General features: G+C 74.4%; 24 protein-coding genes. 12 read left to right on the top strand and 12 right to left on the bottom strand.

Annotated elements, in window-relative coordinates; translation table 11 throughout:
- The first annotated feature begins 149 nt into the window (after window positions 1-149).
- The 3 genes from ACN9MS_RS00885 to ACN9MS_RS00875 all read left to right on the top strand — a co-directional run bounded on the left by ACN9MS_RS00885 (window position 150) and on the right by ACN9MS_RS00875 (window position 2257).
- Window positions 150-932, top strand: a complete 783-nt coding sequence (locus ACN9MS_RS00885) for a deoxyribonuclease IV (protein WP_426310303.1) — start codon at window positions 150-152, stop codon at window positions 930-932.
- A 2-nt stretch (window positions 933-934) separates the two neighbouring features.
- Window positions 935-1348 (top strand): VOC family protein, encoded by a 414-nt coding sequence (locus ACN9MS_RS00880; RefSeq protein ID WP_426310302.1) that lies wholly within the window; start codon window positions 935-937, stop codon window positions 1346-1348.
- Window positions 1349-1411: 63 nt separating this feature from the next.
- On the top strand, window positions 1412-2257 hold the full coding sequence (locus tag ACN9MS_RS00875; protein ID WP_426310301.1) for a M15 family metallopeptidase: 846 nt from the start codon (window positions 1412-1414) through the stop codon (window positions 2255-2257).
- A 37-nt stretch (window positions 2258-2294) separates the two neighbouring features.
- Here the strand turns inward: ACN9MS_RS00875 and ACN9MS_RS00870 are convergent, their stop codons facing one another.
- Window positions 2295-2873: a COG4315 family predicted lipoprotein gene (locus tag ACN9MS_RS00870; protein ID WP_426310300.1), complete on the bottom strand. Its 579-nt coding sequence runs from the start codon at window positions 2871-2873 to the stop codon at window positions 2295-2297.
- Window positions 2874-3046: 173 nt separating this feature from the next.
- Here ACN9MS_RS00870 and ACN9MS_RS00865 point away from each other — a divergent pair, with 173 nt between their 5' ends.
- Genes ACN9MS_RS00865 through ACN9MS_RS00855 form a run of 3 tightly spaced genes read left to right on the top strand, consistent with a single transcriptional unit; the run spans window position 3047 to window position 4988 of the window.
- Window positions 3047-3733, top strand: a complete 687-nt coding sequence (locus tag ACN9MS_RS00865) for a YceI family protein (protein WP_426310299.1) — start codon at window positions 3047-3049, stop codon at window positions 3731-3733.
- Window positions 3730-4260, top strand: a complete 531-nt coding sequence (locus ACN9MS_RS00860; RefSeq protein ID WP_318783053.1) for a sigma-70 family RNA polymerase sigma factor — start codon at window positions 3730-3732, stop codon at window positions 4258-4260. The genes ACN9MS_RS00865 and ACN9MS_RS00860 overlap by 4 nt, the downstream gene beginning before the upstream one ends.
- Entirely contained in the window at window positions 4257-4988 is a 732-nt protein-coding gene (locus ACN9MS_RS00855) for a zf-HC2 domain-containing protein (RefSeq protein WP_426310298.1), read from the top strand. The genes ACN9MS_RS00860 and ACN9MS_RS00855 overlap by 4 nt, the downstream gene beginning before the upstream one ends.
- A gap of 15 nt (window positions 4989-5003) precedes the next feature.
- On the opposite strand, the gene ACN9MS_RS00850 is transcribed toward ACN9MS_RS00855, so the two are convergent.
- The 3 genes from ACN9MS_RS00850 to ACN9MS_RS00840 form a co-directional block, all read right to left on the bottom strand.
- Window positions 5004-5804, bottom strand: coding sequence for a MerR family transcriptional regulator (locus tag ACN9MS_RS00850; protein ID WP_426310297.1), 801 nt, complete (start codon window positions 5802-5804; stop codon window positions 5004-5006).
- Between the two features lie 64 nt (window positions 5805-5868).
- The gene (locus ACN9MS_RS00845) at window positions 5869-7743 is read right to left on the bottom strand and encodes a cation:proton antiporter (RefSeq protein ID WP_426310296.1); all 1875 of its coding nucleotides are present in this window, start codon (window positions 7741-7743) and stop codon (window positions 5869-5871) included.
- A gap of 280 nt (window positions 7744-8023) precedes the next feature.
- Window positions 8024-8740: a DUF2306 domain-containing protein gene (locus ACN9MS_RS00840; RefSeq protein WP_426310295.1), complete on the bottom strand. Its 717-nt coding sequence runs from the start codon at window positions 8738-8740 to the stop codon at window positions 8024-8026.
- 113 nt (window positions 8741-8853) lie between these two features.
- Between ACN9MS_RS00840 and ACN9MS_RS00835 the strand changes: the two genes are divergently transcribed.
- Window positions 8854-8997, top strand: coding sequence for a zinc-binding dehydrogenase (locus tag ACN9MS_RS00835; protein ID WP_426311790.1), 144 nt, complete (start codon window positions 8854-8856; stop codon window positions 8995-8997).
- Window positions 8998-9074: 77 nt separating this feature from the next.
- Window positions 9075-9590: a mycothiol transferase gene (locus ACN9MS_RS00830; protein WP_426310294.1), complete on the top strand. Its 516-nt coding sequence runs from the start codon at window positions 9075-9077 to the stop codon at window positions 9588-9590.
- Window positions 9591-9628: 38 nt separating this feature from the next.
- Here ACN9MS_RS00830 and ACN9MS_RS00825 read toward each other — a convergent pair whose 3' ends face one another.
- The 8 genes from ACN9MS_RS00825 to ACN9MS_RS00790 form a co-directional block, all read right to left on the bottom strand.
- Window positions 9629-10687, bottom strand: coding sequence for a PDDEXK nuclease domain-containing protein (locus tag ACN9MS_RS00825; RefSeq protein WP_426310293.1), 1059 nt, complete (start codon window positions 10685-10687; stop codon window positions 9629-9631).
- 97 nt (window positions 10688-10784) lie between these two features.
- Window positions 10785-11501: an N-acetylmannosamine-6-phosphate 2-epimerase gene (locus tag ACN9MS_RS00820; RefSeq protein WP_426310292.1), complete on the bottom strand. Its 717-nt coding sequence runs from the start codon at window positions 11499-11501 to the stop codon at window positions 10785-10787.
- Window positions 11498-12562: an ROK family protein gene (locus ACN9MS_RS00815; RefSeq protein ID WP_426310291.1), complete on the bottom strand. Its 1065-nt coding sequence runs from the start codon at window positions 12560-12562 to the stop codon at window positions 11498-11500. Before ACN9MS_RS00815 ends, ACN9MS_RS00820 begins: the two co-directional genes overlap by 4 nt.
- Complete coding sequence (locus ACN9MS_RS00810) at window positions 12555-13481, bottom strand: dihydrodipicolinate synthase family protein (RefSeq protein ID WP_426310290.1); 927 nt, start codon at window positions 13479-13481, stop codon at window positions 12555-12557. Before ACN9MS_RS00810 ends, ACN9MS_RS00815 begins: the two co-directional genes overlap by 8 nt.
- Window positions 13482-13546: 65 nt before the next feature.
- Entirely contained in the window at window positions 13547-14389 is an 843-nt protein-coding gene (locus ACN9MS_RS00805) for an ABC transporter ATP-binding protein (RefSeq protein WP_426310289.1), read from the bottom strand.
- On the bottom strand, window positions 14386-16491 hold the full coding sequence (locus ACN9MS_RS00800; RefSeq protein ID WP_426310288.1) for a dipeptide/oligopeptide/nickel ABC transporter permease/ATP-binding protein: 2106 nt from the start codon (window positions 16489-16491) through the stop codon (window positions 14386-14388). The genes ACN9MS_RS00805 and ACN9MS_RS00800 overlap by 4 nt, the downstream gene beginning before the upstream one ends.
- Before the next feature lies 1 nt (window position 16492).
- Window positions 16493-17449 (bottom strand): ABC transporter permease, encoded by a 957-nt coding sequence (locus ACN9MS_RS00795; protein WP_064316380.1) that lies wholly within the window; start codon window positions 17447-17449, stop codon window positions 16493-16495.
- Window positions 17450-17586: 137 nt separating this feature from the next.
- Window positions 17587-19188 (bottom strand): ABC transporter substrate-binding protein, encoded by a 1602-nt coding sequence (locus ACN9MS_RS00790; RefSeq protein WP_426310287.1) that lies wholly within the window; start codon window positions 19186-19188, stop codon window positions 17587-17589.
- A 100-nt stretch (window positions 19189-19288) separates the two neighbouring features.
- On the opposite strand from ACN9MS_RS00790, the gene ACN9MS_RS00785 reads away from it, so the two are divergent.
- Genes ACN9MS_RS00785 through nagB form a run of 4 tightly spaced genes read left to right on the top strand, consistent with a single transcriptional unit; the run spans window position 19289 to window position 23017 of the window.
- Window positions 19289-20044 carry a FadR/GntR family transcriptional regulator gene (locus ACN9MS_RS00785; RefSeq protein WP_378233097.1) on the top strand — a complete coding sequence of 252 codons (756 nt, stop codon included), beginning with the start codon at window positions 19289-19291 and terminating at the stop codon, window positions 20042-20044.
- Window positions 20041-21156, top strand: coding sequence for a Gfo/Idh/MocA family protein (locus ACN9MS_RS00780; protein ID WP_426310286.1), 1116 nt, complete (start codon window positions 20041-20043; stop codon window positions 21154-21156). Before ACN9MS_RS00785 ends, ACN9MS_RS00780 begins: the two co-directional genes overlap by 4 nt.
- Window positions 21153-22235 (top strand): Gfo/Idh/MocA family protein, encoded by a 1083-nt coding sequence (locus ACN9MS_RS00775; RefSeq protein WP_426310285.1) that lies wholly within the window; start codon window positions 21153-21155, stop codon window positions 22233-22235. The genes ACN9MS_RS00780 and ACN9MS_RS00775 overlap by 4 nt, the downstream gene beginning before the upstream one ends.
- Entirely contained in the window at window positions 22235-23017 is a 783-nt protein-coding gene (gene nagB / locus ACN9MS_RS00770; protein ID WP_426310284.1) for a glucosamine-6-phosphate deaminase, read from the top strand. Before ACN9MS_RS00775 ends, nagB begins: the two co-directional genes overlap by 1 nt.
- Window positions 23018-23295 lie beyond the last annotated feature (278 nt).

Here is a 23295-nt window from a genome sequence, read left to right as displayed (position 1 = left end):
GCGCAACGTGCCGACGCACGGCGCTCGACGCGATCGCGCCGTGGGGACGAGTATAAATCAAACTGATGGATTTTCTGCCCTGTGGTGCTGGGCCGCCCGTGACGCAACCCGCTCCGCGCTCGTGGGCGGGTCCGCGTAGGTTGGTCCCCATGCGGATCGGAGCCCACCTCGACCAGTCGGACGTCGTCGCGCAGGCAGCGAGCATCGGCGCGGACGTCGCCCAGATCTTCCTCGGCGACCCTCAGTCCTGGAAGGGACCGGAGTTCACCTTCCCGGGCGGCGCGGACGCCCTGAAGGACGCCGCCGCGGCGGCGGACCTCGAGCTCGTGGTGCACGCGCCGTACGTCATCAACGTCGCGAGCCCCAACAACCGCATCCGCATCCCGAGCCGCAAGCTGCTCCAGCAGATCGTCGACGGCGCGGCGGCGGTCGGGGCGACGGGCGTCGTGGTCCACGGCGGGCACGTCACCGCGAAGGAGGACCCGGAGAAGGGGTTCGACAACTGGCGCAAGGCGATCGACGCGCTCCAGACGGACGTCACGGTCTACGTCGAGAACACCGCGGGCGGAGACTTCTCCATGGCCCGCCGCCTCGAGCGCATCGAGGGCCTGTGGGCGGCGATCCAGCAGGCCGACGGCGCCGCGAACGTCGGCTTCTGCCTCGACACGTGCCACGCATGGGCCGGCGGCATCGACCTCACGACGGCAGTCGACCAGGTCCGCGCAATCACCGGTCGCGTCGACCTCGTGCACCTCAACAACAGCCGCGACACCGCCGGTTCCGGCGCCGACCGCCACGCGGGCCTCACCGCCGGCACGATCGAGCCGGAGCTCCTGCTCGGGGTCGTGCGCGCCGCCGGGACGTCGGTCGTCTGCGAGACGCACGCGGACGTCCCCGCCGACGTCGCGTGGCTGCGCGAGCAGCTCGGCTGACCGTGGCCGACCCGCGGCCGATGCGGCTCCGCAACGCGACCGTCGACGCGCGCGACCCGCGCGCGCTCGCCGAGTTCTACCGCCGCCTCACCGGCTGGGAGTACACCCCCGGCCACGAGAGCACCGACCCGGCCGGCGACGACTGGCTCTCGCTCCAGATCCCCGGCGGCGCGTCGCGCCTCGCCTTCCAGCGGTCCGACGCCGACGTCCCGTCGTGGCCCGGCGGCGCCCGGGTGCACGTCGACCTGGACGTGCCCGACCTCGCCGCGGCGCACGAGCACGCCGTCGCGTGCGGCGCGCGCCCGCTCACGGGGACGCCGGAGGAGGAGGGTCACCCCGACGACCTCTTCCGCGTCTACGCCGACCCCGAGGGCCACCCGTTCTGCCTGAGCTCGCCGCCGCTCGACCACGCCTGACCCCGACGCCGCGGAGCCGGGTCAGCGCGAGCCCGCACCCCGCACCGGGCGGAGACTGTCCCCATGGCCTCGTCGTCAGGTTCCCGCGCCGCGCGCACCGTCGCGACGCTCGGGCTGCTGCTGAGCGCGAGCCTGCTGGTCGCCTGCTCGTCCGGTCCCGGCGCGAGCCCGGCGCCCCCGGGGGACTCCTCGGCTGCGGGCGCAACCGGCCCGTCCGACCGCTCGGCACCGCCCGAGCCGGCGGCATCCGCTCCCGCCGCCGCGGCGGCACCGGACCGGGGCGGCCCCGCGGCGCAGGACGTTCCCGCGTCGGCGGCGCCCGCGGTCCCGCAGGCACCCGTCTTCGAGGGCACCGTCTCCGAGATCGACGCCGGCCTCGCGGCGCGCATGACACCGTCCTCCTGGCGCGAGGGCTGCCCGGTGCCCCTCTCCGACCTGCGGTACCTGACGCTGAGCCACCGCACGTTCGAGGGTGGCGTCGCGACGGGCGAGCTCGTCGTCCACGCGGACGTCGCGGACGGGGTGGTGACCGTGTTCCGCACGCTGTTCGACGTCGGGTACCCGATCCGGTCGATGCGACTCGTCGACGACTTCGGCGGGGACGACGACGCGAGCATGGCGGCGGACAACACGTCGGCCTTCAACTGCCGCCCCGTCGCGGGCACGGACCGGTGGTCCGAGCACTCCTTCGGGCGCGCGATCGACGTCAACCCCGTCGAGAACCCGTGGGTCCGGGGCACGGCGGTCGCGCCGCCCGCCGGTGCCGCCTTCGTCGCGCGCGAGCCCGCGCCCGGCGTCATCCTGCCCGACGACGTCGTGGTGCGGGCGTTCGCCGCTGCCGGCTGGTCGTGGGGCGGGGCCTGGGAGAGCCCCGTGGACTACCAGCACTTCTCGACGACCGGACGGTAGCGGGAGGGACGCGGCTCGCCCGCGCCCGGGCGGCGGGTCAATAACCCGACCCGGTTGCGGGGGCGGCGTCCATGATCTCGGTGCCGTCCGGCGCGACGACGTACCAGACGCCGTTGACGCCCTGACCGGACACGTCGCCCGCGGCCTGGTCGGCCGCGTACGTGTAGACCGGGCGGCCGTCGACCGTGACCTGGAGCTCGCCGTCGACGCCGGTGATCGTGCCGACCTCGGCCGTGACGCCGTCGACCTCGGGCTCCGCGCTCGCCGCGTGGACCGCGGGCCACGCGGCGGCGCACTCGCCCTCGCACGCGCTCGTCCCGGAGCCCTTCGTGTCCTTGTCGTAGTAGTAGACGGTCATTCCCTGACCGTCGACCACGATGGTGCCGAGCGAGGAGTCTGCCGTCCCGAGGGCCGGGCCGGATCCCGTGCCGTCGCCGGTCGCGCCGTCGCTCGTCGTGCCGGAGTCCGTGGACGGGCTGCTCCCGCCTCCGCCGTAGAGGCCGCCTCCCCCGCCGGAGCACCCGCCGAGCACGCCGACCAGCGCGGCGACGAGCACGACGGCGGGGGCGGCGCGGGCGGTCCGGGCCGGGGCGGTGATGGTCAGGGTGCGTCGCATGTCGGCTCCTCGAGAGGACGGTCGGGGTCGCGAGCACGGCCCCTACTCTCACGACGGCGCGGCTCGCCGTGCGGTTCATCGGGTCGCACGGCGAGACTCGACTGAACCGATCGGGCGGCTGCCTCGTCTCCCTGGGTGACGGGGTCGACGGAGGATGATCGGAAGGAGCGGACGTGCGCAGGAGGACGAAGGTGCTGGTGGGGGTCGGGCTCGGCGTCGTGGTGCTGGGCGGAGCGGTGGTCGCGTTCGGCCCCGGCTTGTACGCGGACTGGAACAACCGTGCGGCGGCCGAGGAGCCGACGCTCGACGCGTCGTCGGGCGACGCGGGAGCGCTGGACCCGACGAGCCTCGCGGGCGACTGGACCGTGGCCGACGGCTCCTACGCCGGATACCGGGTCCACGAGGTGCTGCAGGGCGAGGACGTCACGGTGACCGGCCGGACCGACGAGGTTACCGGGTCGTTCACCGTCGCCGACGGCGCGCTCACCGAGGCGACGATCGAGGTCGACATGGCGAGCGTCGCGACCGACGAGCCGCCGCGCGACGCGTACTTCCGGGGCGACGCGCTCGAGGTCGGGACCTACCCGACCGCGACGTTCGCGCTCACGTCCCCCGTCGAGCTCCCCGCCGGCTCGGCGGACGTCGAGCTCGCGGGCGACCTGACGATCCACGGCGTGACGCAGGCCGTCACGGTCGAGGCGCAGGTCGGCACGACGGCCGACGGCGTCCAGGTGGTCGGCAGCGTGCCGATCACGTTCTCCGACTACGACGTCACGGCGCCGAGCCTCGGGTTCGTCACGGTCGACGACGCGGGCAGCGTCGAGTTCGGCCTCGACCTCGTACCGTCGTCCGGGTCGTGACGGACGGGGAGGTGCCGCGCGTGCGCGCCGACGCCGACGACCTGCTGCGGGCGGTCCACGCCGCGCACGGTCCCGCGCTGGAGCGCTACGTCGCGCGCCTCACCGACGACCCGGCGCAGGCGCAGGACGTGGTCCAGGAGACGCTGCTGCGCGCGTGGCGCCACCCCGAGGTGCTGGAGCGCCCGGAGGGCTCGGTGCGCGCATGGCTCTTCACGGTCGCGCGCAACCTCGTCGTCGACGAGCTGCGCAGCGCGCACCACCGGCGCGAGCTCGCGAGCGCCGACGTGCCCGACCACGGCGAGGCGGACGCGACGCAGGCCGTCCTCGACGCGTGGCTCGTCGCGGACGCGCTCGTGTCGCTGTCCCCCGAGCACCGGGCCGTCGTCGTCGACGCGTACTACCACGGGCGTTCCGTGGCCGAGATGGCGTCGGCGCACGGCGTCCCGCCCGGGACGGTGAAGTCCCGCATGCACTACGCGCTCCGCGCGCTGAGGCTCGCGCTGCAGGAGAAGGGAGTCTCGTCATGACCGCCACCCCTCCCCCGGACCCGTACCGCGAGTGGGACGCGGCCTACGTGCTGGGCGCACTGAGCCCGCGCGACCGGCGCGCGTTCGAGCAGCACCTGGCCACGTGCCCCGCGTGCCGCGAGGCCGTCGGCGAGCTCGCCGGCATGCCGGGGATCCTCGGCATGCTCACCGCGGAGCACGCCGACGCGCTCGTGGACGGCACGGGCGACGCGAGCGCCCCGGGCACCGCACCGGACGGGTCCGTGGGCGGCGTCGTCGTCCCGCTCGCGGTCGTCGCGGCCGGTGCGCGGCGCCGTCAGGTCCGACGCCGGGCGCTGCTCGGGGCGGCCGCCGTCGGGCTGGTCGTGGCGGGCGTCGCAGGCGGCGTCGCGGTCACGCGGCCCGAGGATGCCCCGCCGCCGGTCGCGGCCGGGACGACGGAGGTCGCGCTGGAGCCGGTCGGCGCGACCGACGTGCGCGCCGACCTCACGCTCACCTCGGCAGCGTGGGGCACGCGCCTCGACTGGTCGTGCTCGTACCCCGTCGGGGAGTGGGAGGACGGCGCGACGTACCAGCTCGTCCTCGTGGACGACGCCGGCGCCCGGGAGGTCGTCGCCACGTGGTCGTCCACGGAGGCGGGGAGCTCCGACGGGCTCGGCGCGTCGTCCGCCGTCCCGGTCGACGGGATCGCGCGCCTCGAGCTCGGGGTCGTGGGCGTGGACGGCGCGCTGGCCGCCGCCGACGTCTGATCCACCGGCGGCGCGTCAGGCCACCGGGACCGCGACCTCCAGGACCGGGCCGGGGCCGCCCGCCGCCCACGTGGGGAGGTAGATCTCCCGGTTGTCCCCCGCGGGCGCGCCGTCGGTCAGCGCGTGCCCCGACGACAGGTGGTCGTGGACCAGGACGAGCCGGGCCTGGTCGTCCGCCTCCGCGGCGGTCAGCGCGACGTACGCCTCGTCGTGCGGGCCGTCCGTGGTGAGGACGAACCCCTGGGGCGGCCGCACGGCGTCGACCACGGGGACCTGCACGGTGACGCGCGCGGCGAACTCCTCGGTCGCGCGCTCGTGGTACTCGACGTACGGGTGCCCGGCGAGCGGCACGTCGGCCGTGCGCAGGACGTCGAACACGGCCGCGGTGGCCTCCGGGAGCACGCGCGGGAGCTCTGCGAGGGTCGCGCGGCGCGCGGTACCGAGCACGAGCCGCTCCGCCACCGCGCGACGTCGTACCTCGACGTCGAGGCGCGGCGCCCCGGCGAGCACGGACCGGACGTACTCCCCGGCCGCGAGCGACCCCGGGACGGAGGACCGCCGCGCGCCCCACACCGTGTCGAAGGCCGCGACGGCGTCCGGTGCGCACAGCACCTCCTCGACCTCGGCGAGGGACAGGTCGACCTCCCGCAGGAGCCGTACCTGCCGGGCCCGCGCCACCTGACCGTCGTCGAGCAGGCGCGGCCCGCCGACCGTGTCCCGCCGGGCGGTGAGCAGCCCCCGGTCCACGTACAGGCGGACCGCCTTCTCGCTCAGTCCCGTGGCGCGGGCCACCTGGCCCGTCGTGTGCATGTCCATGTTCGCGACGCTAGGTCCTTCCCCAGGGGAAGGCGCAAGCGTCGGGGTGCTCGGGGCCGACCGGTCAGTCGTCGTCGCCCGGGACGTAGGGGCCGCGGCGCAGCTCGAGGTCGATCTGCTCGGCGTCCAGCAGGTCGAGCGCGTGCCGCAGGGCCTGCGAGCTGTACGCGCCAGAGGTCCGCGCGGCGAGCAGCGCGACGCGCTGCGCGGCGATCGCGCGCAGGCGCAGCTCCTTGTACTGGGCGAACAGGTCGGCCGACGTCGCGGCGTCGGTGTCGCGGTTCTCCAGCTCGCGCACGACGTCGCGGCGCACGCGGGCGACGACGTCGCCGTCGTACGTGCTCCCGTCGGGCCGCCGCAGGTCGGGCGCGTCGATGACGGCCACGGCGGCGGCGTCGAGCTCGACGCGGACCGCGCCGCGGTCCTCGTCGGCCCGGGACGACCCGCCGGCGAGCCCTAGCCGGCGCACGACCCACGGCAGCGTGCCGCCCTGGACCACGAGCGTGCCCGCGGCGACGCCGAACGCGACGAGCACGAGGAACGACCGCTGCGGGGTGTCGGTGGGCAGGGTCTGCGCCGCGGCCAGCGTCACGACGCCGCGCATGCCGGCCCAGACGAGGAGCGCGCCCTCGCGCCACCCCAACGGCTCCGCCGTGAGGTAGTCGATGTCGGCCGCGCGTCGGCGCAGCGACGACCGCAGTCGGCCTACTCGCTCCGGGGGCGCCTTGGCGACCATCGCGGCACCACGGCGCTCCGGGGTCCCGGGCGCCGGCTTCTCTCCCACGACGGGCGCGACGGGCGCGACGGGCGTCCCGTCGGCCGCGAAGCGCGCGTCGAGCTTCTCCTGCATACCCTCGATGACCCCGCGCATCGACTCGCCGCGGCGCGCACGGCGGGCGAGCGAGCGCAGGAGCGTCGCGACGTACGCCGAGCGCACCACCAGGATGACGACCGCCGCGAGCGCCGCGATGCCGACGGCCCGCCACAGGCTCCCGTGCGCCTCCCGCACGTCGGTGACGAGGGCGAACAGCTCCAGGCCCATGAGGAGGAAGACCGTGCCCTCGAGGAGCAGCTCGACCGTGCGCCAGTTCGACTCCTCGGCGAGCCGGTGCTGGGGACGTAGGTACTTGGCGGCGCCATTGCCCGTGACGAGCCCGGCCGTCACGACCGCGACGAGGCCCGACGCACCGAGCTCCTCCGTGGGGAGGTACGCGATGAAGGGGACGACGAACGAGACGGCGGTGCTCAGCGCCGGGTTGGCGAGCCGGCGCCGGACGGTGAGGCCGAGGAACCCGACGAGGGACCCCACGAGCACCGCGACGACGACGGCGAAGACGAAGTCGCCCGCGACCGCCCACAGCGAGAACGCGGGGGCGACCCCGTCGCTGGCCACCGTGAGCGCGATGGCGGCGATCGCCGAGCGCAGGAGCACGAGCGCGGAGGCGTCGTTGAGCAGGCTCTCGCCCTCCAGCAGCGTGACGACGCGTGGCGACGCCCCGAGCCGTTTGACGATCGACGTCGCGACGGCGTCCGTCGGGCTGACGATGGCGCCGAGCGCGAAGCCCGCCGCGAGCGGGATGCCGGGGATCAGCCACGTGAAGAGGTACCCGAGCAGCACCGTGCTGAGCAGGACGAGCACGACGGAGAGCCCGCTGATGGCGGTGAAGTCGCGCCGGAAGTCCATCGTCGGCAGACCAACCGCGGCCGAGTAGAGGAGCGGCGGCAGGATGCCCGCGAGGATCCACTCGGGCTCGAACTCGATCTCCGGCACCGCGGGGACGAAGCTCACCGCGACGCCCACCGCGACGAGGACCAGCGGCGCCGCCACCCCTGCCTTGGGCGCGAGGATGTTCACGCCGACGATCGCGACGACGGCGAGCGTGCCCACGACGATGAGCGAGAGGATCTGCTCCTCGGTGAGGCTGAACGGGAACTCCATCGGCACCTCCGGCGGCCGCGGCAGCGCGCGGCTCGGCGCGCGGGGACGGGACCACGCTAACGGCCCAGGTTGCGTGTCACCTCACCGTGCCGAACCCGGGATCGCTCCTCACGGTAGGCCGATCGTGGGGAGGGACCCCGGGTTCGGCACCCTGTGTACCGCCGACGGAGGCTCCTCCTCAGGACGGTGGCCTCCGCCTGGTCGGGCGCGCGAGGATCGGCGGCGTGAACGGCCTCCCCCGGCCCGACGTCGGACGTCGCCCCGCGCGCGCCGTCGCGGCCTACGAGTCGGGGCTCGTTCGCTGACGCCGGCGTCGGACGAGCAGCTCCGCGACGACGAGGTTGGGCACCCAGGAGAGGAACGGCGCGAGCGCGTACGCACGGTCGAAGGCGACGTCGGGGTCGACCGTGTCGCCGAGGGCGAGCGTCTGGGCGACGACGAGCACCGTCGTCCACAGCCGCAGCGTCACGCCGGCAAAGGTGAGCGCGAAGCTGCGCGTCATCCAGTCCTGGTGCGTGGCGACGTCGCCGCCGCGGACGGCGCGGTAGCCGCGCCACGTCGTCCACAGCCACAGGACGGCGAGCGCCCCGAAGCCGAGCGTGCCGACGAGCCCGGCCTGGTTGACGGGCACGAGGACGAGCCCGGCGACGCCGCCGACCGCGACCGCCGCGACGTAGACGCGACCCGTCCAGCGGTGCACGCCCGGGCGCCGGCGGCGCAGTCCCGCCCAGAGCTGGAGCGGGGCGCACACGAGCGCGACCCCACCCGCGACGACGTGGGCGTAGAACGCGCCGAGGACGAACCCCGGCGCCCCGGCGTACGCGGCGGCGAGTCCGACGTCGTCGCGGGCCAGCGCGGGGAGGGACGCCGTGAGGTAGGGCAGGACGGCGAACGCGACGACGGCGAGCGACGTGAGCGTCAGCGTCGCGACGACAGCACGAGCGCCGCGGGCGCGACGGGCGACGGGCGCGGGGCGGACGAGCCGGGTGGCGGTCATGACGGCACCGAACCACGACGGCTCCCCCGACGGATCCGGGAACGCCCTGGTCGTCGCCCTGACCGCTCCCTGAGCGGCGCGGCGCGGACCCAGAGGACCGTACGCGCGCCACCCTGCGGGAGGCGCTCGCGCTCGGGGCGTCCGGCGCGCTGCGCGCGGTCGTCGACCACGAGTACCCGCTCGACCGGATCTCTGACGCGCACCGCCACGTCGAGCGCGGGCACAAGGCCGGGACCGTCGTCGTCGCCCTCGGCTGAGGCATCGTTCGGGTCGCGCCCGCGCACAGGTCGTCGGAGGCTGCTGGGAACGGTGCCCGACGACGAGAGGGAGACTCGTGGACGCCCGCACGCTGCTGGAGGACCTGTTCGGCCGGATCGGACCGACGGCGACGCGCGCCGTCGACGGGCTCGGGGAGGACGCGCTGACCGCGCGCCTGGACCCGCGCGCCAACACGATCGCCTGGCTCGCGTGGCACCTCGCGCGCGGTCAGGACGCGCAGGTCGCCGCGGCCGTCGGGCGCGAGCAGGTGTGGACGCGCGACGGCTGGGCACGCCGGTTCGACCTGCCGTTCGACGACGGGGCGACGGGCTACGGACAGTCGGCCCAGGACGTCGCCCGCGTCCGGGCGAGCGACGACCTCCTGCTCGGCTACGTGCACGCCGTCCAGGTCGAGTCCCAGGACGTGCTCGCCGCGCTGACCGACGAGGACCTCGACCGCGTCGTCGACGAGGCGTGGGACCCGCCGGTCACGCTCGGGGTCCGGCTCGTGAGCGTCGCGGTGGACAGCCTCCAGCACGCAGGCCAGGCCGCCTACGTGCGCGGCGTCCTTGAGCGCACGGGTCGCGCCTGACGACGCGTCCCGGCCGACGCACGCCCGCGCGGTCCCGCTCACGATCGTTGCTCGAGCTCCTCCGCGACCACCGCCTGGAGCTCCGCCACGCTCGGCAGGGCGCCGCGCGCCTCGTCGGGGAGCCCCTGGAGGTCCGCGACGGCGACGGGCGCGTTCGTGCTGGCCAGCGAGTAGCGCACGACGGCGCCGCTCCGGCCCGTGCACAGGAGGATCCCGACGGTCGGGGCGTGGATCTCGTGCCGGCGGTACTGGCCGTCGACGATCGCGACGTACGTACCGAGCTGACCGAGGTGGGCAGGTTCGAACTTCCCGATCTTCAGCTCGACGACGACGTAGCGCAGCTGCTCGACGTGGAAGGACAGCAGGTCGACGAAGAACTCGTCGACGGCATCGCTCTCGTCGTCCGGGACGGTGAGCCGCACCTGCCGCCCGACGAACGCCATCCCGCGCCCGAGCTCGAGCAACGTGTCCTGGAGCCGGTCCATGAGCGCCTGCTCGACGTCGCGCTCGGCGCGCTTCTCGACGAGGCCGAGGTGCTCGAAGACGTACGGATCCTTGACCATTGCCTGTGCCAGCTCAGAATCCGCGGCGTCGAGCGCCGCGGTGAAGTTCGTCGGCGCGGCTCCGAGAACATGGCGCCGGCGGAACTTGATCTGGTACTCGAGCACGGGTCGGGTCCAGCCGTTCTCCGCGGCCTCCGCGGCGTACCAGTCACGCTCGTCACGGGTGGTGAGCCGCTCGAGGAGGGTGATCACGTGCCCCCAGGGCAATCGGCCAACGGGACGTTGGCCGAACTCCTCGAGGGTCGGCCAGACCTCGGCGACCCTGCGCATGTTCTTCAGGTTCGAGGGCGACCAGCCGCGCTGTTCCCGGAACTCCCGCTGAAGGTCAGCGGCAAGTCGGGTCACGACCTTCGCGCCCCAGCCCGCGGTGCGCTGGCGCTCGAGGATGTCGTGGCCGATCGACCAGTACAGCCGCAGCACCTCGGTGTTCGCGGCACGCGCGGCACGGAACTGCGTGGCGCGCACGCGCGCCTTGAGATCGGTCAGCAGCTCGGCGTAACCCGCCGGCTCGAGGTCGTCGTGCGGTGATGCCATGTCGTGTCCCCCTGACGGCTCGGCGCGCCCGCCCGGCGCGTCGCGCCAGACCGTAGGCCATCGCGACTTTGCGCTGTCAAGGGGTCGTGCGGACGACTCAGCCGGGCGTCGGGAACGCCTCCACGAACCATGACGTGAGGGTCGTGGGGTGGGTGATCGCCGTCCCGACGCACACGCTGAACGCGCCGCGCGCCATCGCCTCGGCCGCCTGCGCGGGCGTGTGCACACGCCCCTCGACGACGACGGGCAGCGCGCACGCCGCGACCACCTCGTCGACGAGCTCGAGGTCCGGTCCGGACGTCTTCGGCCGCTCGCCCGTGTACCCGGCGAGCGTCGTGCCGAGCAGGTCCACGCCTGCGTCCTGCGCGGCGAGCGCGTCGCCGAGCGACCCGCAGTCCGCCATGACGAGTGCGCCCGTCGTCTCGCGCAGGCGCGCCACGGTCTCGGCCAGCGTGAGCCCGTCGGGGCGGGGGCGGCGCGTGCCGTCGAGCGCGACCACGTGGGCTCCCGCGTCAGCGACGGCGCGGGCGTGCCGCAGCGTCGGGGTGATGAACACCCCGCCGTCGCCGTCCTTCCACAGCCCGACGACCGGCACGTCCACCGCGTCGACGACCGCCGCGACGTCGTCCAGGCCCTGCGCGCGCACCGCGGCCGCTCCCCCGGCGACGACGGCGCGCGCCATCTGCGCGGTCGTGCGCGGGTCGCGCAGCGGCTCGCCCGGGTAGGCCTGGCACGACACGGTGAGCCGGCCGCGCATCGCGTCGAGCACGCGTTCGCGCGTCCAGGTCGTCCGCGTCTCCTGCGGTCCGGTCATGTCGTCGTCCTCTCTCGGTGGGTCTCCTCGCCCAGCCCGCCGGGTCGCGCCCCGGGTTGGTCACCGGGCGGGCCGACGAGGCTCCACGCTCCGCGCGCCGCCCCGACGATCGCCGCCTCGTTGCCGAGCGCCGCACGGCGCAGCGGCAGGTCGGCGAGGACGTCGACGACCTCCGCACGCAGCGCGCCCTCGAGCGCCGCCCACCAGAGGTCGCCCGCGCCCGCCAGTCCTCCGCCGACCACGACGACCTCCGGGTCGAGCACGGTCACGACGCCCGCCACGGCACGGCCCACGGCCTGCGCCGCGTCCCGCACGACCGTCGCCGCGAGCTCGTCGCCCGCACCTGCTCGTGCGACGACGTCGCGCGTGTCCGGGCTCGCCGCGTCGCCGCCGAGCGCGAGGTAGCGGCGGTGGATCGCCGGCCCCGCACCGATCGCCTCGAGGTGACCCGTGCGCCCGCACGGGCAGCGCAGCAGCTCCGCCCCGGGGACCGGCATGTGGCCCAGCTCCCCGGCGACGTGGTGCGCCCCGCGCAGGGGACGACCGTCGAGCACGACGGCGGCGCCCACGCCCGTCCCGACCGCGACGAGCAGCGCGCTGCGCGCCCCGGCCGCCGCGCCGAGCCAGACCTCGCCGGCGGCGTGCGCGTCGACGTCGTTCTCGACGAACACCGGCACCGCGGGCGCGTCCCCGGACGGCGCGTCGGACGCGAGGTCGGCGAGCCGACGGCGCAGGCCGCCTGCGACGTCGGTCCCGGGCCAGCCGGGCAGGGTGTCGGTCGCCGAGACGATGACGCCGCGACCGACGTCGACCACCCCGGCGGTGCCCACGCCGAGCGCGCGCAGGAGCGCACCGCCCGGCAGCGCGGCGACGACCTCGCGCACGAGCCCCGCGACGGCGTCGAGCACCGCGTCGGGGCCGGCCGCGGCCGGCGTCGGCACGGCGCGCACGGGCCCGAGGGTCCCGTCGGCCGCGACCGTCGCCGCGGCGATCTTGGTGCCACCGAGGTCGACCCCGACGACGACCGAGCGCGCCGCGGCGTCCGGGGAGGCCTCAGCCACGCAGGAGCCCTGCCGCGCGCGTGAGCTCCTCGACGCGGTCCGCGACCTCGCCGTCGAGCGCCTCGACGGGGAACGCCATGGTCGCGGTGTCGATGAGGCCCTGGCGCTGCGCGGCGACCTTGAACGCGCCGACGCCCGCGGCGTCGCCCGAGCGTCCGCGCGCCTGGAAGACGATCTCGAAGAGTGCGGCGATGCGGTCCTGCTCCACCCGGGCATCGTCCCACTTGCCCGCCTGCGCGAGGTCCCACAGGCGCACGTAGCCGCCGGCGTCGACGTTCGCGAGGCCCGGGACCACGCCGTCGGCCCCGAGCAGGAGCATCCCGTCGACCACGACCTCGTGGCCCGTGAACAGCGCGAGCGGCGAGCCGGCCGCCGCGTTGGCGGCGACCAGGCGGCGGAACGCGACGTCGTCGCCCGACGAGTCCTTGACGCCCGCGAGCACGCCCTCGGTGCCGAGGCGCACGAGCAGGTCGGCCGGGAGCTTGGTGCGCACGCGCACCGGGATGTCGTAGGCGAAGAGCGGGACGTCCACGGCGGCCGCGACGGTGCGCAGGTGACGCTCGATCTCGTCGAGGTCGTTGAGCGCGTAGACGGGCGCGGTCGCGACGACCGCGTCCGCCCCGGCGGCCACGACGGCCTTCGCCTGCTCGACGACGCGCGGGGTCGTCAGGTCGATCGCCCCGCCCATGACGGGCACCCGGCCGGCGGCCGCGCGCACGACCGTGCGCACCACGAGGTCGCGCTGCGCGTCGGTGAGGTACGCGACCTCGCCGGTCGACCCGAGCACGAACACGCCGTGCACGCCCTCGGTGACGAGGTGGTCCACGAGGCGCTCGAGCGACGCGACGTCGACCTCCCCGTCGGTCGTGAGCGGGGTGAGGACGGGCGGGACGATCCCGTGGAAGGTGGGGGTGGTCACGAGGTGCTCCGGTTCTGGTTCAGCGGTGGTTCGGTCGGTGCGGGGCCGCGTGGCGCGGCCCCGGCTCACAGCAGCGCGGGCGCCGCGGCGAGCAGCGTGCGGGTGTAGTCGTCCTGGGGGTCGTCGAGGACGCGGGCGGCCGGTCCGGACTCGACGATGCGACCGCCCTGCATCACGACGATCTCGTCCGAGACGTGCCGCACGGTCTGGATGTCGTGCGAGATGAAGACCATCCCCAGGTCGAGCTCGGCCTTGAGGTCGGCGAGCAGGTTGAGGATCTGGGCGCGCACGGAGACGTCGAGGGCCGACGTCGGCTCGTCGGCGACGATGACGTCCGGTGCGAGCGCGAGGGCGCGCGCGATGGCGACGCGCTGGCGCTGCCCGCCCGAGAGCTGGCCGGGCAGCGCGTCGAGCGCCGACTCGGGCAGCCCGACGAGGTGCACGAGCTCGCGGACGCGCGCCTCGCGCGACGAGGCGTCGCCCACGCGGTGCACGTCGAGCGGGTCGCGCAGCGCGTCCCGCACGCGCATGCGCGCGTTGAGCGCGGTGGCCGGGTCCTGGAAGACGACGGACACGACCCGGCCGACGTCGCGCCGCACGCGCGTCGTGTAGCTCTGCACCGGCTGCCCGCGAAAGCGGATCTCGCCCGACGTCGGCGCCTGGAGCCCGACGAGCACCTTCGCCATGGTCGACTTGCCCGAGCCGGACTCGCCGACGATCCCGAGCGTGCTGCCCCGGCGGACCGCGACGCTCACGTCGTTCACGGCGTGCACCCGCTGGGCCTTGAACAGCGTGCCCGTGCGGGCCTTGAAGACGACGTGCACGCCGCGCAGCTCGACGACGGGCGTGTCGCGGTCGGTCGCGGACCCCCGCTCCGCGGCGGGCGGGGTCTGGTCGGTGGCGCTCATCGCGTCCCTCCGGTGGTGATCGGGGCGGCGGTGCGGCCGCCCGCGGCGGCGTCGACCGGCTCGTCCGGCGGCGTCGCGACGAGGTGCTGGCCGTCGGCGTCCACCGCGCGCAGCACGGGGCGCACCTCGAGGCCGCGGTCGGGCCGCGACGAGCGCGGCGCGAACCGGTCGCCCGTCGGGAAGTCGCGGGGCGACGGGACGGTGCCGGGGATCTGGTGCAGGCGCGTCGAGCGCTGCTCGATCGAGAGCACCGCGCCGAGCAGGCCCTGCGTGTACTCGTGGCGCGGGTCGGCGAGCAGCTCGCGCGTCGGGGCCTGCTCCACGACCTGGCCCGCGTACATGACCGTGATGCGGTGCGCGATCTCGGCGACGAGCGCGAGGTCGTGGCTCACGAAGACCATCGCGAAGCCGAGCTTCTGGCGCAGCTCGTCCAGCAGTGCGACGACCTGGGCCTGGACGGTGACGTCGAGCGCCGTGGTGGGCTCGTCGGCGATGACCAGCTTCGGGTCGCGCGTGAGCGCCATGGCGATGAGCACGCGCTGGCGCTGCCCGCCGGACAGCTCGTGCGGGTAGCTCTTGAGCGTGCGCTGCGGGTCGAGGCCCACGAGCTCGAGCAGCTCCTCGGCCGTGCGGGTCCCGCCGCGTCGCGTGAGCTGCTTCATCTGCGACCGGATGAGCATCGACGGGTTGAGCGAGCTCAGCGCGTCCTGGTAGATCATCGCGATGTCCCGGCCGCGCAGGGAGGCGCGCTCGCGGCCGCCCATCGCGAGCAGGTCCTTGCCGTCGTAGCGGATCTCCCCGCTGATCTCGGCGGACGCGTCGAGCAGGCCCATGACCGCGAGCGACGTGATCGACTTGCCGCAGCCGGACTCACCGACGAGGGCCATCGTCTCGCCCGGGCGCACGGAGAACGACACGTCGTCGACGACCGCGACGTCGCCGTGGCGGGCGGGGAAGCGGATCGACAGGTTCCGCACCTCGAGCAGGGGCGCGGCGTCGCCGTCGTAGACGGGGCGGTCGGTGCGCGCGACCTCGGCCGTGCGGAGCGTCGCGAGGCGCGCGGCGAGCGGGACCTCGCGGCCGACGTGCCGGACCTCCGGCTCGACGTCCTGCACGACCGGCTCCGACTCGACGAGGCGGTCCTCGTCCGCGGTCTCGACCGGCTCGTCGGCGTCCATCGCCGTGAGCTCGGCGGCGACTGCCGCGTCGTCCGAGTCCGTCGCGACGGCCTTCGCCGGGGTCGCACGGGTCGCCCGCGGAGCCGCGACCATCGCGTCGGTCATGCCCTCGGAGAGGATGTTCAGGCACAGGACCGTGAGCATGATCGCGAGGCCCGGGAAGAACGTCGCCCACCAGTAGCCGCCCATGACGAGGTCGCGGCCCGCAGCGATGATGTTGCCCCACGAGGGCTCCGGGTCGGGCACGCCCGCCTGGATGAAGGAGAGCGACGCCTCGAAGACGATCGCGTCGGCCACGAGGACCGTGGTGAACACGAGCACGGGCGCCGCGCAGTTGCGCGCGACGTGCTTGGCGAGGATCCACGCGGTGCGCGCGCCCATGACCCGGGTCGCCGCGACGTAGTCCTCGCCGTACTGGTCGAGGATGTTGGCCCGCACGACGCGCGTGAGCTGCGGCGTGTAGAGGAACGCGATCGTCAGGACGAGCACCGGCAGCGAGCGGCCGAAGACGGAGACGAACACGGCGGCGAGCGCGATGCCGGGGAACGACATGATGATGTCGAGGACGCGCATGAGGGTCTCGGAGACGCTCTTGCGCGCGGTCGCCGCGACCGAGCCGAGCACGGCCGCCGCGGCGAGCGCGATCGCCGTCGCCCCGAGGCCGATGACGAGCGAGTACCGCGCGCCGTAGACGACGCGGGAGAAGATGTCGCGCCCCTGGCGGTCGGTGCCGAACCAGTTCTCCGCGCTCGGCGGCTGGACCGGCGTACCGGTAGCGAGCGGGTCGTGGCTCGCGACGAGCGGCGCGAAGACCGCTGCGAGCGCCACGAGGAGCACGAACGCGAGGGAGATCTTGGACCCGAGGGGCAGCGCGCGCAGGCGCAGCCCGGGGGTCGAGAGTCGTTCGGTGAGCTGTCGGCGCACGTCACACCGTCCTGATCCGCGGGTTGACGAGCACGTAGAGCATGTCGACCACGATGTTGATGAGCACGAAGGCGAGCGCCACGGTGAGGGTCACGCCCTGCACGAGGTTGGGCTCGTTGTTGGTGACGCCGTTGAGGATGAGCGTGCCCATGCCGGGCAGCGCGAAGATGATCTCGATGACGACGGCGCCGCCGATGAGGTAGCCGACGCGCAGGCCGAGCACCGTGATGGGCGTGATGAGCGCGTTGCGCAGCACGTTGCGCCCGACGACGACGTGGCGCGGGATGCCGGCGCCGATCGCGGTGCGGACGTAGTCCTTGTCGAGCTCCTCGACGACGGAGGTGCGCACGACGCGCGTGAGCTGGCCGACGACGGGGATCGCGAGCGCGATCGCGGGCAGCGCCATGCGGGCGAGGTAGCCGCCGAGGTCCTCGGACGGGTCGGGCAGCGGCCCGCTCGCGGGGAGCCAGCCGGCCCCGAGGGTGACGACCTGGATGAGCAGCACGGCGAGCCAGAACGACGGCGTCGCGAGCGACGCGACGGACACCACGCGGATCGCCTTGTCCGGCCAGCGGTCGCGGTAGAGCGCCGCGAGGATGCCCATGACGAGCGCGAGCACGACGGCGATGACGAGGCCCATGAGCGTGAGCTGGAGCGTGATGGGCAGGGCGCGCGCGACCTCGTCGGCGACGGGCACCTGGCGCGCGCTGAACGTGCCGAGGTCGCCGTGCAGCAGACCGCCGAGGAACGCGACGTACCGGACGAGGAGCGGGTCGTTCAGGCCGTTGGCCTCGCGGTACGCCTCGCGCGCCTCGACGGACGCGCCCTCGCCGAGGGCCTGGATCGCCGGGTCGACCTGCGAGAACGACATCACGAGGAACACGAGGAACGTGATGCCGAGGATCATGATCGGCAGCTGCAGGAGGCGGCGTCCGACGAGTCGCAGCAGTGCGCTCACGGTCGGCCTCCCGGTGCGTCGGGGGTGCGGTGCATGGTCTGTCCGTTCTGGGTGCCGGGCGGGTACCGGGCCTCTCGCCCGAGGGGGCGGGCGAGAGGCCCGGTGGTCGGTCGGCGCCGAGGGCTACGAGCCCGCGGCTACTTGACGAGGCCGGCGTCGAGGAACGACAGGCCGGTGATCGGCAGGGGCGAGAATCCGGAGAGCGTGGTGCCGTCCCACGCGGTCGGGAGCTGACGGTGCAGCAGCGGGTAGAGCGGCACCTCGTCGGAGATCAGGTCGAACGCCTGGTCCCACAGCTCCTGCTGCTCGTCGCCGGACGTGCGCACGGCGGCGTCGAGGATCGTCTGGAGCTCGGCGAACTTCGGGTCGTCGTTCCAGCGGTAGCGCGACTGCGACCACACGTTGTCGCCGTACCACCAGCGCATGAGCAGGTCGGGGTCGTTGCCGAAGACCGACGGGTCGCCCGGTGCGACCATGACCTGGAGGTCGCCGTTGTCGACCTTGGTGTACTGGCCGCCGGACTGGCCGATGTCGAGCGTCGTGTCGACGCCGATCGCGTCGAGGTTCTCCTTGAGGAGCGGCGCGATGTCCGCGACCCAGCCGGTGTCGGTCGTCATGAGCGTGATGGACAGGTCGCTCACGCCGGCCTCGGCGAGGAGGTCCTTCGCCTTCTCCGGGTCGTAGGAGTAGACCGTCGACGCCTCGTGGTAGTTCGGGTGGCCCTGCGGGAGGAAGCTCGTCGCCGCCGCGCCGTTGCCGAGCAGCCCGTTGTCGATGATCTTGTCCATGTCGAGCGCGTAGAAGAACGCCTGGCGCACGCGGACGTCGTCGAACGGGGGCAGGTCCGTGTTGAACATCATGAAGAGCGTGCCGAACGACTGGACGGACTCGACGTCCACGGCGCCCTCGAGCGTGGGGACGTCGATGTAGGGGACGTCCTCGATCGCGCTGACGGTGCCCGAGCTCATCGCGGTGACGCGCGCCGCCGGGTCGGAGAGCAGGTTCCACACGAGGCCCGCGGCCAGCGCGGGGCGGGTGCCCGTGTAGTCGTCGAAGCGCTCGAACGTGATCTTGTCGTCCGGCGTGGCCTGGGTCATCTTGAACGGGCCGGTGCCGACGGGCAGCGCGTTGAACGCCTCGTAGTCGGCCTCGACGAGGGCCTTCGGCACGATCTTGACGACGGAGAGCCGCTCGGGCACGAGGCTGAAGGGGTACTTGAGGTTGATCGAGACCGTGTCGTCGTCGACGGGGGTGACGGACTCGAGGAAGTCGATGAAACCGGCGTAGAGCGACTCGTTCGCCGGGTCGAGCACGCGGTCGAAGCTGTAGACGACGTCGTCCACGGTGACGGGCGTGCCGTCGTGGAAGACCGCGCCCTCGCGGAGGTCCACCTCGTAGTGCGTGTCGTCGACCTGCGCGGGGAGCTCGGTGCCGAGGGCGGGGTAGACCTCGCGCGTCGCGGGGTCGAGCTCGGTGAGTCCCTCGAACACGTGCCAGTTGGCCGCTACTGTCACGGCACCGGTGGTGATCATCGGGTCGAAGCCACCGGAGAGGGAGTACGAGATGCCCGCCTCGATCACGGCGTCCGGGTCGATCTCGCCCTGGGCTGCGCTGCCCTCGGTCGGGTCGTCCTTCGCAGCACCGCCGCCGGAGCACGCCGCGAGGCCGAGCGCGAGCACGACGCCCGCGGCGACCGCAGCGACTCCCCTGCGGGGAGGTGAGCTGACGTGAAGCTTCATTGGTTCTCCTGACATGAGACCGACATCGTTCCGGAGAGAAGATGTCTGATGTCTGACGTTGTGTAGCATGACACTAGGACCAGAAACCGAAGGGGTCAAGATGGCGACACCACGGCGCAGGAGCTTCAGCACGCTCGACGCGTCCCGCGACGGCGGACCCGGCGCGACCGCTCCCCGGCGCACCACCACCGCCGACCGGATCAAGGACTTCATCCTCGGCGAGGGGCTGCGCCCCGGAGACCCGCTGCCCACCGAGGCGGAGCTGTGCGAGCACCTGGGCGTGTCCCGGTCGAGCGTGCGCGAGGCGATCCGCACCCTGTCGACCCTCGACATCGTCGAGGTGCGCCACGGGCACGGCACGTTCGTCGGCAACATGTCCCTGGACGCGCTCGTCGAGGCGCTCGTGTTCCGCGGCGTCCTCTCCCCCGGCGACGACCTGCGGGCGCTGCGTGACGTCGTCGAGATCCGCCAGGCGCTCGACCTCGCCATGGCGGACGTCATCGTCGCGAGCCTGGCCGGGACCTCGAACCCCGAGCTGCACGCGCTCGTGGACGAGATGGTCGCCGCCGCGGCCGAGGGCCTGAGCTTCCCCAAGCAGGACCGCGCGTTCCACACCGGCCTGCTCGCTCGCCTCGACAACTCGCTCGTCGGCCAGCTCGTCGCCGCGTTCTGGGACGTGCACACCGCGGTCGTCCCCAAGCTCGGCATCTCGGTCGCGGCCGACCTCGACCAGACCGCCCGCGCGCACGGCGCCATGCTCGTCGCCGCCGAGGCCGGCGACGTCGACGCGTTCCGCGCCGCCGTCGTCTCGCACTACGAGCCGATCGACCGGGCCCTCGGGGTGACCACCGCGTGAACCCCGCACTACGCCCTGACCCACCCAGCACCACGGCTCCCGTCCGCACGCCCGTCGGGATCGCCGTCGTCGGCATCGGCGCGTTCGCGCGCGAGCACCTCGTTGCGCTCGCCGCCCTGCCCGGCGCGGACGTGCGGTGGGTCGTCGGGCACGACCTCGCCCGCGCCCGGGCGCTGGCCGCGCTCGTGCCCGGCGCCCGCGCCACGACGTCCCTCGACGACGCGCTCGACGACGACGCGGTCCACGCGGTCGACGTCGTCACCGCGACGCCCGCCCACGCGCGCGACACGATCGCGGCCGGCGCGGCGGGCAAGCACGTGCAGGTCGAGAAGCCGGCTGCCCTGTCGCTCGACAGGCTCGACGCGATGGTCGCGGCGACGGAGGGCCGCGGCACGACGCTCGTCGTCGGGCAGACCGTGCGGTTCCAGCCGGCGGTGGCGGCGCTCGCCGCGGCCGCCCGGCGCGGCGAGATCGGCACCCCGCGTCTCGCGCACGTCTCGTGGTACACGGGCCACGCGTGGCCGGGCGGGTGGCGCGGCTGGCAGCTCGACCCCGAGCTCTCGGGCGGCCACCCCGTGCACAACGGCACGCACATCATGGACGTCGCGACGTGGCTGCTCGACGACGAGCCCGTCGAGGTCTTCGCACGCGGCTTCCGCACGTTCTCGCCCGAGATGGAGTCGCCCGACTCGTTCCACGTCCAGCTCCGGACCGCGTCCGGAGCGCTCGCGACGCTCGAGCTCTGCTACGCGCTGCGCCGTCGCGGCGAGCTCGTGCGGCGCCTCGTGCTCGTCGGCACCGAGGGCACGCTCGCCCACTCGACGATCGAGGAGGACGGCCTGCACTCCGACGCGACGACCGCCCCGCCGGTCTCCGTCGAGGGAGCGTTGGGCCTCCAGCTCGCGCACTGGCTCGACGTCGTGCGCGGCGAGGCGGCGCCGGTCGTCACGACGCCGCAGGTCCGCGCCGCGCTCGCGACGGCGCTCGCCGCGCAGCGTTCGCTCGTCTCCGGCCGTCGTGAGCGCGTCGCCGACGTGCCCGGGTACACGCCCGTGCCCGACGGCGGCACGCACCCCGGCGTGCCGGCCCGCCCCGCGGGGGTGGCCGCATGAGCGACGTCCTGCGCGTCGCGTTCGCGTCGGCCGTCCGCCACGCGGCCGACTACCTGCGGATCCTCGCGGCGGACGAGCGCGTCGAGCTCGTCGGCGTCGTCGAGGAGGCGTCGGCACCCGCCTGGGTGCGCGAGGACTCGCGCACCGTCGCCGAGCGCGCCGGCGTGCCGTACGCGGAGGTCGCCGACGTGGCCTCGGTCGCGGACGCCCTGGGATCCGCCGTCGACCTCGTCGTCGTGTGCGCCGAGCCGACGCGGCACGCGCGCCTCGCGGCGGGGCTGCTGGACGCGGGACTCGACGTGCTCGTCGACAAGCCCGTCGCGACGACGCTCGCCGACGCCGACCGCCTCGCCGCGGTGGCCGCGCGTACGGGCCGCACGTGCGCCGTCGTGAACCGCACGCACGCGCCCGCGCTGCGCCGCCTGCGCGCCTGGGTCGACGCCGGGCACGTGGGCCTGCCGCGCCACCTCGACCTCGAGTTCTTCGCCTCCGGCGCGCACCTCGCGACCTCGGTCGAGCGGCCCGCGCTCGTCGTGGACCGCGCGCTGTCGGGCGGCGGCGAGCTGCTCAACTTCCTCGGCTACTGCGCCGACGCGGCGCACCACCTCACCGGGCTCCGCACGGTCGAGGTGCACGCCTTCACCGGCTCGCTCTTCCTCGATCCCCACCGCGAGGCCGGGGTCGAGGACACGGCCGTCGTCACGCTCGGGCTCGAGCGCGGCGTGACCGCGACGGTCACCCTCGGGCGGGTCCCGTTCGCGCCCGGCGGGACGCCGACCACGTCGTCCGTGCGGCTGCTCGGGTCGCACGGCCACGCCGTCGCGGACGACGACGCACCGGCCGTCGCGCGGTTCGGCCCCGACGGGCGCACGACGATCGCCGCCGACGCCGGCCAGGTGGCCGCCGCGGCGTACCTGCGGCACGTGGTCGGCGCGGTCCTGGCGGGCGAGCAACCGGACTACGGCATCGAGGAGGCGCGCGCGACGCTCGCCGTGATCGACGCGGCGTACCGCTCGGTCGAGGTGGGCGACGTCGTCGCGGTGGAGCACCGGACGGTGCACGAGGAGGCAAGGGTCTGATGGAGGTCGTGATCGCTCCTGCGGAGCGGTTGGCGGTGCTGGCTGCGGACGCGGTCGAGAAGGTGGTGCGGTCGCGGCCGGAGGCGGTGCTGGGGTTGGCGACGGGCTCGTCGCCGTTGAAGGTGTACGACGAGCTGGCTCGGCGTCACCGTGAGGACGGGTTGTCGTTCGCGGGGGCCAAGGCGTTCATGCTCGACGAGTACGTGGGCCTGCCCGCGGAGCACCCCGAGCGGTACCGGAACGTGATCGAGACGGAGATCGCCTCGCGGGTGGACTTCGCCCCGGGCGCGGTCCAGGGCCCGGACGGCAACGCGGCGGACCTGGTCGCGGCGTGCGCGGCCTACGAGGAGGCGATCGCGGGGGCCGGGGGTGTGGACGTGCAGGTCCTGGGGATCGGCACGGACGGGCACATCGCGTTCAACGAGCCGGGATCGTCGCTGGCGTCGCGCACGCGGATCAAGACGTTGACGGCGCAGACGCGCGAGGACAACGCGCGGTTCTTCGGGGACGACGTGGACCAGGTGCCGCGGCACTGCCTGACGCAGGGGCTGGCCACGATCATGTCGGCGCGGCACCTGGTGCTGCTGGCCACGGGCAAGGGCAAGGCGGAGGCGGTGCACCAGCTCGTGGAGGGCCCGATCAGCGCGTTGTGGCCCGCGACGATCATGCAGATGCACCCGCACGCCACGGTGCTGGTCGACGACGCGGCGGCCTCGCGCCTGCAGCTCGGGGACTACTACCGCCAGACGTACGCGTCCAAGCCGGACTGGCAGGGCCTGTAGGCAGGCCTGTAGGCAGGCCTGTAGGCAGGCCTGTAGGCAGGGCCGGCGGCGCCCGAGAACGACCCCGCTCGCCGTCGCGCACGACCCTGCTGTCGCTTTCGCCCCGATAACGACAGCCGTGTCGTTCTCGGCGGCGACATTCACCCGGCATCGAACTGGACGCCCGTCCAGTTGGCTGTCTAGCGTGGGGGCCAGCCGGTGCCCGCGCGATCAGCCCCCTGCCAGCGCGGGCACCGGCGACCACGGCGGTGCCGCCTCACGCGTCCGACACGCCCGCG

Source organism: Cellulosimicrobium sp. E-16 (genome assembly GCF_049913115.1).
In the GTDB taxonomy this organism is placed as follows: domain Bacteria; phylum Actinomycetota; class Actinomycetes; order Actinomycetales; family Cellulomonadaceae; genus Cellulosimicrobium.
This window is presented reverse-complemented; position numbering and strand designations above follow the sequence as displayed.

Bases quoted from the DNA above. Each gene is read 5' to 3' on its own strand.
- ACN9MS_RS00805 (WP_426310289.1), bottom strand. From the start codon at position 14,389: ATGAGCGCCACCGACCAGACCCCGCCCGCCGCGGAGCGGGGGTCCGCG.
- ACN9MS_RS00855 (WP_426310298.1), top strand. From the start codon at position 4,257: ATGACCGCCACCCCTCCCCCGGACCCGTACCGCGAGTGGGACGCGGCC.
- ACN9MS_RS00845 (WP_426310296.1), bottom strand. From the start codon at position 7,743: ATGGAGTTCCCGTTCAGCCTCACCGAGGAGCAGATCCTCTCGCTCATC.
- ACN9MS_RS00850 (WP_426310297.1), bottom strand. From the start codon at position 5,804: ATGGACATGCACACGACGGGCCAGGTGGCCCGCGCCACGGGACTGAGC.
- ACN9MS_RS00775 (WP_426310285.1), top strand. From the start codon at position 21,153: ATGAGCGACGTCCTGCGCGTCGCGTTCGCGTCGGCCGTCCGCCACGCG.
- ACN9MS_RS00790 (WP_426310287.1), bottom strand. From the start codon at position 19,188: ATGAAGCTTCACGTCAGCTCACCTCCCCGCAGGGGAGTCGCTGCGGTC.
- ACN9MS_RS00825 (WP_426310293.1), bottom strand. From the start codon at position 10,687: ATGGCATCACCGCACGACGACCTCGAGCCGGCGGGTTACGCCGAGCTG.
- ACN9MS_RS00785 (WP_378233097.1), top strand. From the start codon at position 19,289: ATGGCGACACCACGGCGCAGGAGCTTCAGCACGCTCGACGCGTCCCGC.
- nagB (WP_426310284.1), top strand. From the start codon at position 22,235: ATGGAGGTCGTGATCGCTCCTGCGGAGCGGTTGGCGGTGCTGGCTGCG.
- ACN9MS_RS00875 (WP_426310301.1), top strand. From the start codon at position 1,412: ATGGCCTCGTCGTCAGGTTCCCGCGCCGCGCGCACCGTCGCGACGCTC.
- ACN9MS_RS00885 (WP_426310303.1), top strand. From the start codon at position 150: ATGCGGATCGGAGCCCACCTCGACCAGTCGGACGTCGTCGCGCAGGCA.
- ACN9MS_RS00870 (WP_426310300.1), bottom strand. From the start codon at position 2,873: ATGCGACGCACCCTGACCATCACCGCCCCGGCCCGGACCGCCCGCGCC.
- ACN9MS_RS00820 (WP_426310292.1), bottom strand. From the start codon at position 11,501: ATGACCGGACCGCAGGAGACGCGGACGACCTGGACGCGCGAACGCGTG.
- ACN9MS_RS00840 (WP_426310295.1), bottom strand. From the start codon at position 8,740: ATGACCGCCACCCGGCTCGTCCGCCCCGCGCCCGTCGCCCGTCGCGCC.